At 58.2% G+C, this 13,139-nt stretch carries 12 protein-coding genes; 5 read left to right on the forward strand and 7 right to left on the reverse strand.

The annotated features are described in order from the left end of the window. The coding region (locus tag ACW9JC_RS05980) for a carbon starvation CstA family protein (protein WP_457454152.1) at nt 1-1,951 on the reverse strand (1,951 nt) is incomplete at its 3' end. A 159-nt stretch (nt 1,952-2,110) separates the two neighbouring features. Here ACW9JC_RS05980 and ACW9JC_RS05985 point away from each other — a divergent pair. Continuing rightward, entirely contained in the window at nt 2,111-2,479 is a 369-nt protein-coding gene (locus ACW9JC_RS05985) for a PilZ domain-containing protein (protein ID WP_457454153.1), read from the forward strand. 110 nt (nt 2,480-2,589) lie between these two features. On the opposite strand, the gene radA is transcribed toward ACW9JC_RS05985, so the two are convergent. Then, the gene (gene radA / locus ACW9JC_RS05990) at nt 2,590-3,957 is read right to left on the reverse strand and encodes a DNA repair protein RadA (RefSeq protein ID WP_338583190.1); all 1,368 of its coding nucleotides are present in this window, start codon (nt 3,955-3,957) and stop codon (nt 2,590-2,592) included. A 657-nt stretch (nt 3,958-4,614) separates the two neighbouring features. Here radA and mscL point away from each other — a divergent pair. Further along, nucleotides 4,615-5,028 (forward strand): large-conductance mechanosensitive channel protein MscL, encoded by a 414-nt coding sequence (gene mscL, locus ACW9JC_RS05995; protein WP_338583191.1) that lies wholly within the window; start codon nt 4,615-4,617, stop codon nt 5,026-5,028. Nucleotides 5,029-5,072: 44 nt separating this feature from the next. Here the strand turns inward: mscL and ACW9JC_RS06000 are convergent, their stop codons facing one another. Further along, a complete protein-coding gene (locus tag ACW9JC_RS06000) occupies nt 5,073-5,849 on the reverse strand; it encodes a ferredoxin--NADP reductase (protein WP_448109384.1) in 777 nt (258 codons plus the stop codon). A 336-nt stretch (nt 5,850-6,185) separates the two neighbouring features. Between ACW9JC_RS06000 and ACW9JC_RS06005 the strand changes: the two genes are divergently transcribed. Both ACW9JC_RS06005 and ACW9JC_RS06010 read left to right on the forward strand, forming a co-directional pair. Continuing rightward, complete coding sequence (locus tag ACW9JC_RS06005; protein ID WP_457454154.1) at nt 6,186-6,917, forward strand: helix-turn-helix transcriptional regulator; 732 nt, start codon at nt 6,186-6,188, stop codon at nt 6,915-6,917. Nucleotides 6,918-7,074: 157 nt separating this feature from the next. Further along, nucleotides 7,075-8,199 carry a methyltransferase gene (locus ACW9JC_RS06010; protein ID WP_457454155.1) on the forward strand — a complete coding sequence of 375 codons (1,125 nt, stop codon included), beginning with the start codon at nt 7,075-7,077 and terminating at the stop codon, nt 8,197-8,199. A gap of 66 nt (nt 8,200-8,265) precedes the next feature. Here ACW9JC_RS06010 and ACW9JC_RS06015 read toward each other — a convergent pair whose 3' ends face one another. The 3 genes from ACW9JC_RS06015 to ACW9JC_RS06025 form a co-directional block, all read right to left on the reverse strand. Further along, nucleotides 8,266-8,433: a DUF2474 domain-containing protein gene (locus ACW9JC_RS06015; RefSeq protein ID WP_338583199.1), complete on the reverse strand. Its 168-nt coding sequence runs from the start codon at nt 8,431-8,433 to the stop codon at nt 8,266-8,268. An 87-nt stretch (nt 8,434-8,520) separates the two neighbouring features. After that, on the reverse strand, nt 8,521-9,528 hold the full coding sequence (cydB, locus tag ACW9JC_RS06020; RefSeq protein ID WP_457454157.1) for a cytochrome d ubiquinol oxidase subunit II: 1,008 nt from the start codon (nt 9,526-9,528) through the stop codon (nt 8,521-8,523). A gap of 3 nt (nt 9,529-9,531) precedes the next feature. After that, nucleotides 9,532-10,962 carry a cytochrome ubiquinol oxidase subunit I gene (locus ACW9JC_RS06025; RefSeq protein ID WP_448109387.1) on the reverse strand — a complete coding sequence of 477 codons (1,431 nt, stop codon included), beginning with the start codon at nt 10,960-10,962 and terminating at the stop codon, nt 9,532-9,534. A gap of 371 nt (nt 10,963-11,333) precedes the next feature. Here ACW9JC_RS06025 and ACW9JC_RS06030 point away from each other — a divergent pair, with 371 nt between their 5' ends. Next, on the forward strand, nt 11,334-12,572 hold the full coding sequence (locus tag ACW9JC_RS06030; protein WP_416129052.1) for an MFS transporter: 1,239 nt from the start codon (nt 11,334-11,336) through the stop codon (nt 12,570-12,572). A gap of 4 nt (nt 12,573-12,576) precedes the next feature. Here the strand turns inward: ACW9JC_RS06030 and ACW9JC_RS06035 are convergent, their stop codons facing one another. Next, nucleotides 12,577-13,128, reverse strand: coding sequence for a DJ-1 family glyoxalase III (locus tag ACW9JC_RS06035; protein WP_338583205.1), 552 nt, complete (start codon nt 13,126-13,128; stop codon nt 12,577-12,579). Between the last annotated feature and the right edge of the window lie 11 nt (nt 13,129-13,139).

Raw genomic sequence — 13,139 nt, forward strand, 5'->3', positions numbered from 1 at the left:
ACAAAGCAGTCAGCGTTGCGTTGGTGTAGGCGTTGAAGATCACGTGCTGCATCTGCGTGATGTCCTTGGCCGGGGCGAGGATCTGGCCGTTGGCCAGTGCATCGCTGTATTTTTTCGCCAGCGACAGGAAGCCGATCGCCGGGTTGGCGTCGAACAGCTTGATGAAACCGGCAGTGGTGGTGCAGATCAACAGCCACACGGCAGGCAACAAGGTCACCCAGATGTAGCGTTGACGTTTCATTTTGATCAGCACGACAGTGCCGAGCATCAGTGCGATACCGGCCAGCATCTGGTTGGAGATACCGAACAGCGGCCACAAGGTGTTGATGCCACCCAGCGGATCGATCACGCCCTGATACAGCAACCAGCCCCACATCGCCACACAACCGGCGGTGGCGATCAGGTTGGCGGTCCAGGATTCGGTGCGTTTCAGCGCCGGAACGAAAGACCCCAACAGGTCTTGCAGCATGAAACGACCGGCACGGGTACCGGCGTCCACAGCAGTCAGGATAAACAGCGCTTCGAACAGAATCGCGAAGTGGTACCAGAACGCCATGGTGTTTTCACCCGGCAGCACACTGTGCAGGATCTGCGCGATACCGACCGCGAGGGTCGGCGCACCGCCGGCACGGGCCAGGATGGTGGTTTCACCGATGTCATGGGCAACCGCTTGCAGCGCTTCCGGGGTAATCGCAAAACCCCAGCTGCTGACCGCTGTAGCCACCGCCACCACGTCACCGCCGACTACTGCAGCCGGACTGTTCATGGCGAAGTACACGCCAGGCTCGATCACCGAAGCGGCGACCATGGCCATGATTGCCACGAAGGACTCCATCAGCATGCCGCCGTAGCCGATGTAACGGGCGTTGACCTCGTTATCCAGCAACTTCGGCGTGGTGCCGGAGGAAATCAGCGCATGGAAACCCGATACCGCGCCACAGGCAATGGTGATGAACAGGAACGGGAACAAACCGCCCTTCCACACCGGACCGGTGCCGTCGATGAACTGAGTCAGTGCTGGCATTTTCAGCTCGGGCATGGTGATCAGAATACCGATCGCCAGGGCAACGATGGTGCCGATTTTCAGGAAGGTCGACAGGTAGTCACGCGGCGCCAGGATCAGCCACACCGGCAGTACCGCCGCGACGAAACCGTAACCGATCAGCATCCAGGTGATCTGGATACCGGTGAAGCTGAACGCCTTGGCCCACACCGGATCAGCAGCAATCTGCCCACCGAGCCAGATCGAACCGAGCAGCAGCAGCACGCCGATCACCGAGATCTCACCGATGCGGCCCGGGCGGATGTAGCGCATGTAGATGCCCATGAACATCGCGATCGGGATGGTCGCCATCACGGTGAAGATGCCCCACGGGCTCTCGGCCAACGCTTTCACGACGATCAACGCCAGCACCGCGAGGATGATGATCATGATCAGGAAGCAGCCGAACAGCGCGATGGTGCCGGGGATGCGGCCCATTTCTTCGCGAACCATGTCACCCAGGGAACGACCGTTGCGGCGGGTGGACATGAACAGGACCATGAAATCCTGAACGGCACCCGCCAGCACCACACCGGCGATCAGCCAGAGCGTGCCGGGCAGATACCCCATCTGCGCCGCCAGCACCGGACCGACCAGAGGCCCCGCGCCGGCGATGGCCGCGAAGTGGTGACCGAAGAGGATGTGTTTGTTGGTCGGCACGTAGTCCAGACCATCGTTGTTGAGTACGGCGGGGGTGGCCCGTCGCGGGTCAAGCTGCATCACATTGTTAGCGATGAACAGACTGTAGTAACGGTACGCAACCAGATAAATGGCCACGGCTGCGACCACAATCCATAAGGCATTGATTGCCTCACCTCGGCGCAGTGCCACTACACCCAGGGCGCACGCCCCTATGATTGCCAGCACCAGCCAGGGTAGATGGCGTAGCGGGCTATTATTATTTTTCATTTTATTATTCCAGCCAGAGTGGACAAGAAAGACAGCCACACCGAGTTTAGCTCTCCTGACGGTAAAGGCCATACCCCAACGTTGGTCTAGAGCCTTGTCCTGGCTGGCAGGTTTTGACAATGCCGGTCTATAGTCAGCGAACATCCAGAGGATTGCGCCATGAGCGAGCACCCAGCCGATCGCCGCCGCTTCAAACGTATTGCGTTCGATGCCAGAACCGAGCTGAGCCAAGGGGAATTCATCTGGCCAGTGAAGCTGATCGACCTGTCGCTCAAAGGGCTATTGATCGAGCGCCCCGAGCCTTGGCTGGGTGATGGCAAGCAGGACTTTTTTGTCGACATTCATCTGGGCGAAGATGTCGATATCAAGATGGATGTGCAGTTGACCCATGAAGACCATGGGCAATTGGGCTTTGTGTGCAGGCATATCAGCCTGGAGTCTATTGAGCGTCTGCGGCGGTTGATTGAGCTGAACCTCGGAGACCAAGCAGAGCTGGAGCGGGAGCTGGGTGCGCTGATCGAGGTTTGAACACGCTATGTAGGAGCTGCCGAAGGCTGCGATCTTTTGGTTTTTTGCGTCAGCCGTATCACTGAAGATCAAAAGATCGCAGCCTTCGGCAGCTCCTACAATTCAGTCGCTTACTCGAAGAGTGCGTCGAGCGCCTGCTCCAGACGCGTCACCGCAATGATCTGCAACCCCGGCGGCGATTCCTTCGGCGCATTGCCTTTGGGCACGATGGCCCGCTTGAAGCCGTGCTTGGCGGCTTCTTTCAATCGCTCCTGACCGCTTGGCACCGGGCGCACTTCGCCGGACAAACCGACTTCACCAAACACCAGCAAATCGTGGGGCAACGGCCGGTTGCGCAAACTGGACATCACCGCCGCCATCAACGCCAGGTCGGAAGCCGTTTCCAGTACCTTCACGCCGCCGACCACGTTGAGGAACACGTCCTGATCGTGGGTCGGAATTCCGCCATGACGGTGCAGGACCGCCAGCAACATCGCCAGACGATTCTGATCCAGCCCCAGCGTCACCCGCCGCGGGTTGGCGAGATGGCTGTCATCCACCAGCGCCTGGACTTCCACCAGCATCGGCCGGGTGCCTTCCCACGTCGCCATGACCACACTGCCCGGGACTTCTTCCTGCGCACGGGTGAGAAAAATCGCCGACGGGTTGGAGACTTCTTTCAGGCCCTTGTCGGTCATGCCGAACACGCCCAATTCGTTGACTGCACCGAAACGATTTTTCACCGCACGCAGCAAACGCAGACGGCCATCGGACTCGCCTTCGAAATACAGAACTGTATCGACCATGTGCTCCAGCACGCGTGGACCGGCCAGCGCGCCTTCTTTGGTAACGTGACCGACCAGGAAAATCGCCGTGCCGCTCTGCTTGGCATAGCGCACCAGCAATGCCGCGCTTTCCCGCACCTGAGACACGCCACCCGGCGCCGACTGCAACTGCTCGGTGAAAATCGTCTGGATCGAGTCGATCACCATGACCTTGGGCTTTTCCTGCCGGGCCGTGGCGATGATGGTTTCGATGCAGGTTTCGGTCATGACCCGCAGCTGATCCTGCGGCAAGCCCAAGCGGCGGGCACGCATGGCCACTTGTTGCTGGGATTCTTCACCGGTGACGTACAGCGCCGGCATGCTTTTGGCGAGGTTGCACAGGGTTTGCAACAGAATGGTCGATTTGCCGATGCCCGGATCACCGCCGATCAGCACTACCGAACCGTCGACAAGGCCACCGCCCAGAACCCGATCCAGCTCACTGGAGGCCGTGGAGAAGCGCGGGATCTCTTCGACACTGACTTCGGCCAGAGTCTTGATCTGCGCCTGCTGGCCCGTCCAACCGGTACGCCCGCTGGGCGCCGCCGCCCCGCCGCTTTCCACCATGGTCTCAGTCAGCGTGTTCCAGGCGCCGCATTCGCCGCACTGGCCGGCCCACTTCGGGAAGGTTGAGCCACACTCGGTGCAGCCGTACATGCGCTTGGCCTTGGCCATCTGAACTCCCCGGCAAAAATCGCGATGATAGCTCAGCTGAGGCGGATCGGTACGTCACGGTTGTCCGGTTGGGTGTCCTGGAGCAACTAAAAATTTAAAGATCATAAAAGGGCATTGGCACTTCATAGCTTGCCAAGAGCTTATATTTCAAATTGCTTCTAATATACTAGCCACATGTAAATCAATTAATTTTGTCCAAGTTTTTTCCGCCATCCTCACTTTTGAACCCCAATAAATCCGAATAAAAAGTTGTACAAGAACTGAAAGCAAAAAGTCACACCGTACAAGATACTCATTGCCATAGAAATGCCATCAGACCACTTACCCGAGCACTCAACTAGTCCATCCAACAAAAGACGCGATTCGAATTTTCAAACCGAAACTGAATCCGCCATATCAGAGCCCAGTAAACCCGAGTATGCCCATTTGTCATCATCCATTCAGGCGAGTACCAGGGACATGTCGTTTTCGTTCAAAGGTTATCGAAACGGCGATTCCAGCGCGGTTACACCGCGTGGAAGCGAGGGCGCGGTCTAAACTTTTCAGCGCTGATCCGGTCGATTGCAGGCAAGCAACGTAAGCAGTTGTTTCGGGCAGGATGCACCTTGCTGATTTACACTGCGTTCACCAACCTCATCTGTAACAAGGAAATAACCTATGGGCGTGCTAAACGAGTTCAAGGCCTTCGCGGTCAAAGGCAATGTGATCGACATGGCCGTCGGTATCATCATCGGCGCCGCTTTCGGCAAGATCGTTTCGTCTTTTGTCGGCGATTTGATCATGCCCCCTATCGGGCTGCTGATCGGCGGGGTGGACTTCAGCGACCTGGCCATTACGCTCAAGGCAGCTCAAGGCGACGTTCCGGCGGTGGTCCTGGCGTACGGTAAATTCATCCAGACCCTGATCGACTTCGTCATCGTTGCCTTCGCGATCTTCATGGGCGTCAAGGCCATCAACCGCCTGAAGCGCGAAGAAGCCGTGGCCCCGACCCTGCCGCCGGTTCCGACCAAGGAAGAAGAATTGCTCGGTGAGATTCGTGATTTGCTGAAGGCCCAGAACAATCGGCCTTGAGCGTTTCAGCGATAAAAGAACGGCGCCTGCAGGGCGCCGTTTTTTTACCAGAAATTCTCCACTGCCACCTGCCCGGGTCGCCGGCTGAGGCTCAAATGCATATCGCGCTGCTTGAGCAGCTTGCGCGTGTCATCGATCATCTGAGGGTTTCCGCACAACATCACCCGCGAATGCTCAGGCGTCAGCGCCACACCGGCCGCGCGCTCCAGCTCGCCGTTTTCGATCAGCGTGGTGATCCGCCCGTTCAGGGCGCCGGGATGCTGCTCGCGCGTCACCGTGTTGATCAATTGCAGCTTGTGTGCGTATTCCGCCAGATATTCACGCTGCGCCAACCCTGCAATCAGTTCCTGATACGCCAGCTCCCGCGATTCGCGCACGCTGTAGACCAGGATAATCCGTTCGAATTTCTCCCACACTTCGAAGTCCTGAAGGATCGACAGAAACGGCGCAATGCCGGTGCCAGTGGATAGCAGCCACAGATCGCGTCCGTCGACAAAACGGTCCAGCGTCAGGTAACCAAAGGCCTGGCGGTCGACCAGAAGCGTATCGCCGACACCCAGCCGACTCAGTTCGCTGGTGAACTCGCCCCCAGGAACCACAATGGAAAAGAACTCGAGAAACTCGTCAAAGGGTGACGACACCATGGAATAGGCGCGCCAAACCGTACTGCCGTCAGCTTTTGTCACGCCCAGCCGCGCAAATTGACCTGCGCGAAAGCGAAAACCGGGATCCCTCGACGCCCGCAGAGTGAACAGGTTCGGGGTCAACGGCTGGACTTCGAGCAAGGTCTGGCGAGTAAATTTCTCTTCACTGGCACTCATGGGGCGCTCCATTCAACAGATGGCCTCAGTGTCTCGCAAAGCGAGCAGCAGAAACACCGGTGATTTGTAGTGTCATTAAGCAGGTGCTCTTGTTCTCATTTGTATTCCACAACCAATTAACCGCTTGGTTAACTTCCAAAAAAGAATGACATTAATATCGACATACAAATTGACTATTACCTTATGGCAAAGTTTTAGAACCATAGACCTGTTTAAAAACACTTCAGCAAAGCAAAAAAATCTCAACGGAATATCAGAATCATCCTACACTCCAATTCGCGCCAGCCTTGGATCCAAGTGCGCCTATTACGTTAGAAACTTACGACGGAGCCGATGATGGAAAGGTGGAAGGAACTACAACTCATACAACTATCCACTACAACGGAAATTGAGAGTGCCTACCGCATCTCTCTGAGTTTTGCGAAAAATATCGGATTCAAATTTTTTGCATTTTCAACAAGTTGCCCAACAAAAAATGAGCATTTTCACACAGTACGTTTCAACAATTACCCAAAAGACTGGAACGCCGAATACGAAAAAAACAAGTTTTGCGCAATAGATCCAGTAGTGGCGCATTGCAATCAATCCATGCTGCCAGTTTTATGGAGTGAAGATCTCTTCAGCAACACACCATGGTTATGGGATGCACTGGAACAACAGGGGTTGCAGCATGGGTGGTCACAAGCCGTCCATGACGAGGAAAGTGGTCTGTGCAGCATTTTGAGCCTCGCCAGAACCCATTGCCCAGTCAGTGCGTGGGAGCTGTATGAAAACCTCGGTTTCTCTGTGTTTATTGGGCGTCACCTGCATAAATTGATTGCCCAGACAATGCCCAAGGTACCTGTAGATCCGTCTACACCGCATTTAACGCCACGGGAAATCGACGTGCTGAAACTGGCGGCGGACGGCAAGACTGCCTATGAAAGCGCCAGAATTCTCAATCTCAGCGCGCGCACCATCAACTTCCATGTTCAGGAAGCCATTCGCAAACTCGGGGTCAACAACAAGATTTCGGCCGTCATCGCCGCCGTCAAGGCTGGTTATCTCACCAGCAATGCGCTGCGCTGAATCGAAACCTGCGGGTAATCCGACACAAAAAAACGTACCATTCGCGGTCCGGCCTGAGTGAAGACGTGTGAGCTTTCCACGTTGCAGTTCACTCGGACGGCCCCGCCCGCCAAGCCCCTGGGCGCGGGATACCCGTTGATTACCCAGAGCCTGCCCCATGCCTTTGCTCGAAACACCTTTCGCCAGCCTCGACCTCATCCGCCAGCCCGAACAGCAGAACGAACCGCTGCAAGCCTTCGATGCGGCGGACGAGTACCTGCTCAACCATCTGGCCGAACAGCAACCCTCGGCCGAGACACGGGTTCTGGTGCTCAACGACAGTTTTGGCGCATTGGCCGCCAGTCTGACCGGCAAGGTCAACGTGACCAGCAGCGGCGATTCCTTCCTGGCGTTTCAAGGGCTGGAAAAGAACCTTGTCCGTAATGGCCAGGCGTTTGATGCGCTGCCGTACGTGCCAGCCAGCGAAGCGATCACCGGCCCATTCGACCGGGTACTGATCCGGGTGCCGAAGACCCTGGCGTTGCTGGAAGAGCAACTGATTCGCCTGCAAGGCCAATTGAGTCCTGGCGCCCAAGTGGTTGCGGGCGCAATGATCAAACATCTGCCGCGTGCCGCCGGTGACTTGCTGGAGCGTTACATCGGCCCGGTGCAGGCGTCGCTGGCGGTGAAGAAAGCCCGATTGTTGATTGCCACAGTTGAGGCCAAAGCGCCGGTCACGTCGCCCTATCCGACGCGCTATCGTCTCGACGAACCGGCCATCGAATTGCTCAACCACGCCAACGTGTTCTGCCGCGAAGGCCTGGACATCGGCACCCGCGCGTTCCTCCCGCACCTGCCGAAGAACCTTGGCACTGCACGGGTTGCCGACCTCGGTTGTGGCAACGGCGTGCTGGCCATCGCCAGCGCCCTGCACAACCCCGAGGCCCATTACACGCTGGTGGACGAGTCGTTCATGGCGGTGCAATCGGCCGCCGAGAACTGGCGCGCAGCGCTGGGTGAGCGCGATGTCATCGTGCGTGCCGGTGATGGCCTGGCCGGACAGGAACCCCAATCGCTGGACGTGGTGCTGTGCAATCCACCGTTTCACCAGCAACAAGTGGTCGGCGATTTTCTGGCGTGGCGGATGTTCCAGCAGGCCCGGGAAGCGCTGGTGGTAGGTGGTGCGCTGTACATCGTCGGTAACCGTCACCTTGGCTATCACAGCAAACTGGCGCGGTTGTTCCGTGGTGTCGAGCAAGTAGCGGCCACACCGAAGTTCGTGATTCTCAAGGCACGCAAGTAACGAAGCGAAAAAAACCCTCCGGTCGGAGGGTTATGAATCCGCGTCCTAAGACGACGGTATGGGATGTCAGTGAGTGGTCAAACCCGCGGCGTTCATGAACATCCGCATCAGGCTGGCCGCGATAAACAGTACACCGACGCTGCCGGCCCAGATCAGGGCCAGCCAGCCGAGCCGCTGCCATAGCGGCTTTTTTTCGGCTTCTTCGATGTCGTGCAGGGAATGTTTGTTGTTCATTGCTTCTACCTCTCGTATAGGTCGATGGCGCCTGTGACGACGCCATCGCGAGCAAGCTCGGCTCCTACATATTCTGTGCGACGCCTTTTAGTGGTAACCGTCTTCATGGGTGACCTTGCCGCGGAAAACGTAGTAGCTCCAGAAGGTGTAGCCCAGGATGAACGGGATGATGAACAGCGTGCCCACCAGCATGAAGCCCTGGCTTTGTGGCGGTGCGGCGGCATCCCAGATCGAGATCGACGGCGGCACGATGTTCGGCCACAGGCTGATTCCCAAGCCGCTGTAGCCGAGGAAGATCAGCACCAGCGTCAGCAGGAACGGCGTGTAGTGCGCATTGCGCGCCACCGCGCGGATCAGGCCGTACAGTGTGACCAGCACCAGAATCGGCACCGGCAGGAACCAGAACAGGTTCGGCAAGGTGAACCAGCGCGCAGCAATTTCGGCGTGGGCCAGCGGAGTCCAGATGCTGACGATACCGATCACCGCCAGCAACACGAACGCCAAGGGCCGCGCCAGATCATGCATCTGTTCCTGCAACTTGCCCTCGGTCTTCATGATCAGCCAGGTGCAACCGAGCAACGCATAAGCCACCACCAGCGCCGCACCACAGAACATCGTGAACGGCGTCAGCCAGTCCAGTGAACCTCCGGCGAACTGCCGATTGACCACCGGCAAGCCATCGATGAATGCGCCTAATGCCACGCCCTGGAAGAACGTTGCGGCAATCGAACCACCGATGAACGCCTTGTCCCACAAATGACGTTTGTCGTCCTTGGCCTTGAAGCGGAACTCGAACGCCACGCCGCGAAAAATCAGCCCGATCAACATGAAGATCAGCGGCAGGTACAAAGCCGAGAGCACCACCGAATAGGCCAGCGGGAAAGCCCCGAACAACGCCGCACCGCCCAGTACCAGCCAGGTTTCGTTGCCGTCCCAGACCGGGGCGACGGTGTTCATCATCACGTCGCGGTCGGTTTTGCCGGGGATGAACGGAAAGAGAATGCCGATCCCCAGATCGAAACCATCCATGACCACGTACATCATGATGCCGAAGATGATGATCACGGCCCAGATCAGCGGAAGATCAATACCCATGATTCAAATCTCCTTGGTCAGGCTGTGGTCGGTGTGGTCGTCGTCGGCAGCGGACAACGGCCGCGCCGGCGTGCGTTTCTGGCCGGGGCCACCGTCGTTGGTTTCCTTGCCTTCGTCGATCTTCGGCCCTTTGCGCACCAGGCGCATCATGTAGCCCAGACCGGCGCCGAACAGCGCGAAATACACCACGACAAACAGGATCAAGGTGATGCTCATCTGCATGAAACTGTGGTTGGAGGACGCATCCGCCGTGCGCATCAGGCCGTAGACCACCCATGGCTGACGACCGATTTCCGTAGTGAACCAACCCGCAAGAATCGCGATCAGGCCGGACGGCCCCATCCACAACGCCAGGTACAGGAACGGCCGCGAGGTATACAGCTTGTCGCGTTTGCGCAGCCACAAGCTCCACAAACCGGTGAAGATCATCAGGAAGCCCAGGCCGACCATGATCCGGAACGACCAGAACACGATGGTCGAATTTGGCCGGTCTTCAGGCGGGAACTCCTTGAGCGCCGGCACTTGTTTGTCCAGCGAGTGAGTGAGGATCAGGCTGCCCAGATACGGGATCTCGACAGCGTATTTGGTCCTCTCTTCCTTCATGTCCGGCCAGCCAAACAGGATCAGCGGCGTCGCTTCGTCACCTTTGTTTTCCCAGTGGCCCTCGATCGCGGCAATTTTCGCTGGTTGATGTTCTAGGGTATTGAGGCCATGGAAGTCACCAATGACCGCCTGGATCGGCGCGACAATCAGCGCCATCCACATCGCCATCGACAGCATCTTGCGGATCGCCGGGTTGTCCTTGCCGCGCAGCAAGTGCCAGGCCGCCGAGGAACCGACGAAGAACGCCGTCGCGACGAACGCCGCCGTGGCCATGTGCATCAGACGATACGGGAACGACGGGTTGAAAATCACCGCCAGCCAGTCGGTCGGGATCACCTGGCCATTGATGATTTCAAAGCCCTGCGGGGTCTGCATCCAACTATTGGACGCGAGAATCCAGAAGGTCGAAATCAACGTGCCGATGGCAACCATGACCGTGGCGAAGAAGTGCAGGCCACGTCCGACCTTGTTCCAGCCAAACAGCATGACGCCGAGGAACCCGGCCTCAAGGAAGAACGCAGTCAATACTTCGTACGTCAGTAGTGGCCCGGTCACGGAACCGGCGAAGTCCGAGAAACGGCTCCAGTTGGTGCCGAACTGATAGGCCATCACCAGCCCCGAAACCACGCCCATGCCGAAGTTGACGGCAAAGATCTTCGACCAGAAATGGTAGAGGTCACGGTAGGTGTCGTTGTGGGTTTTCAGCCACAAGCCTTCGAGGACTGCCAGGTAACTGGCCAGGCCAATGGTGATGGCAGGGAACAGAATGTGGAACGAGATGGTGAACGCGAACTGAATTCGGGCGAGATCAAGTGCCTCTAAACCGAACATAAGTCTTCCTCTGTCAGGTAGTACGGCTGCGGGCTGGAAGCCTGCACCCACGGCCCCCACGGATATGGAGTGTGGCGAATCTCTGTTTGTTCTTTTTTTCTACGCATCACAACGCAGGGAGTCTGGCCTTGCGGCCGCCGGATCAAATTCCTTGTGAGGGCTTTGATCTGGATCAAGCAACGATGAAAGAGTAGTCCCATTTTTGGGGATGAACCGCGTGGTCTTTTGCCGCGTGACAAGTTGCCTCATGCAAGTCGCCCGAGAGACACGGTCAAAATCGGTATCTAGCTAACTAAATTTTTCGTCATGGCAACTTCCTGTTACAGCTTGGTGATAATCTCGTCATTCATTCCCTCCTAATTTGCCCGCAGATGCCCAGCCAAGAGCCCTTGCTGTTACGCCATCACCGTCCTTTCCTTGCGTTCTGGCTGGCCCGGGTTTTTACCGCCAGCGGCTTTCAGATGCTCACCGTGGCCATTGGCTGGAACCTCTACCAACTGACCGGCAACGTGCTCGATCTGGGTCTGGTGGGGTTGGTTGAGTTCGCCCCGCGCGTACTGTTCATGCTGCACACCGGGCATGTCGCCGACCGCTACGACCGGCGCAAGGTCGCGGCCATCTGCCAGTCCCTGCAAGCGCTGATCGCCCTCTCGCTGGCCATCGGCAGCGCTACCGACCATGTCACTCGGGAGATGATCTTCATCCTCGCCTTCCTGCTCGGCGCTGCCCGCTCCTTCGAGATGCCGACCACCCAGGCCTTGCTGCCGAGTATCGTGCCCAGCGCGCTGTTCCCCCGCGCCGTGGCCGCCGCGCAATCGGCACAGCAATCGGCAACCATTGTCGCCCCGGCCCTTGGCGGTTTGCTCTACGCCTTCGGCAGTGTCTGGGTCTACGGCCCGACGGTGATCCTGTACATCATCGCCTGCTCGCTGATGCTCAACCTGCCCGCGCGGCAAACACCGCTGAACAAAGGCAAGGCCACTCTGGATTCGCTACTGGCGGGCATTCGCTTCATTCGCAGTCGGCCGGACATTCTCGGGGCGATTTCCCTGGACCTGTTCGCCGTCCTGCTAGGTGGTGCAACGGCGCTGTTGCCGGTGTTCGCCAAGGACATTCTGTTGACCGGCCCGTGGGGCCTCGGCCTGTTGCGCTCGGCACCGGCGGTGGGTGCGTTGCTGATGTCGCTGTACCTCGCGCGGTTTGCCGTGGAGCGCAATGTCGGGCGGGTGATGTTCACCGCTGTGGGTATATTCGGCGTCGCGACCATTGCCTTCGGTCTGTCGACATCTTTCTGGTTCTCGCTGGCCGTGCTGGTGGTTTTGGGTGCGGCCGACATGATCAGCATGGTGATCCGTGCCTCGTTCGTGCAACTGGAAACCCCGGACGAAATGCGTGGCCGGGTCAGTGCCGTGAACGGCCTGTTCATCGGCGCTTCAAACCAGTTGGGCGAATTCGAATCCGGCCTGACGGCGCATTGGTTCGGCACCGTGCCGGCGGTGGTCATGGGTGGCATCGGCACGCTGGTGGTGACGGGGACCTGGATCAAACTGTTCCCGACCCTGGCCCAACGCGACCGGATGCATGTGCCAAAGGAAGAAGTGAAGGCATGAACCGCTAAACCACCAACTCCCCCGCCACCGCCGCCCGCGTGGCCTTGCCACATAGTTGTTCAACCAGCGTCAGCGCAAATGCCAATGCAGCGCCTGAACCCTGGGCAGTGATGCAATTGCCGTCGACCACCACCGGTTGATCGACGAAGTTACAACCCGACAGTTGGTGGCTGGCCGAAGGCAGGCAAGTCATGCGCCGCTGACGCAACACGCCGAACGCTTGTAGCGCCACGGCAGGGGCTTCGGCGATACCGGCGAACAGCCGACCGGCCGCCGCCTGGTCCTTGATCAATTGTTGAAGGGGTTGGTGTGCGGCCAGATGCTGAGTCCCCACAGCGCCGCCAGGCAGAACGATCAGGTCGAAGGGCTGGGCCAGCAAGTCCACCAGCATGGCGTCAGAGGTCAGGCGTGTACCACGTGCACACGTCAGCATGCGTCGCCCTTCGATGCTGGCCACCACCACTTCAACCTTGGCGCGGCGCAGGACATCGATAAGGGTCACTGTTTGCAGGTCGTCAGTGCCCTCGGCGAGGGTAATCAAAGCTCGAAAGGTCATGGGAACAATCC

Source organism: Pseudomonas sp. SDO5591_S426, assembly GCF_054070755.1.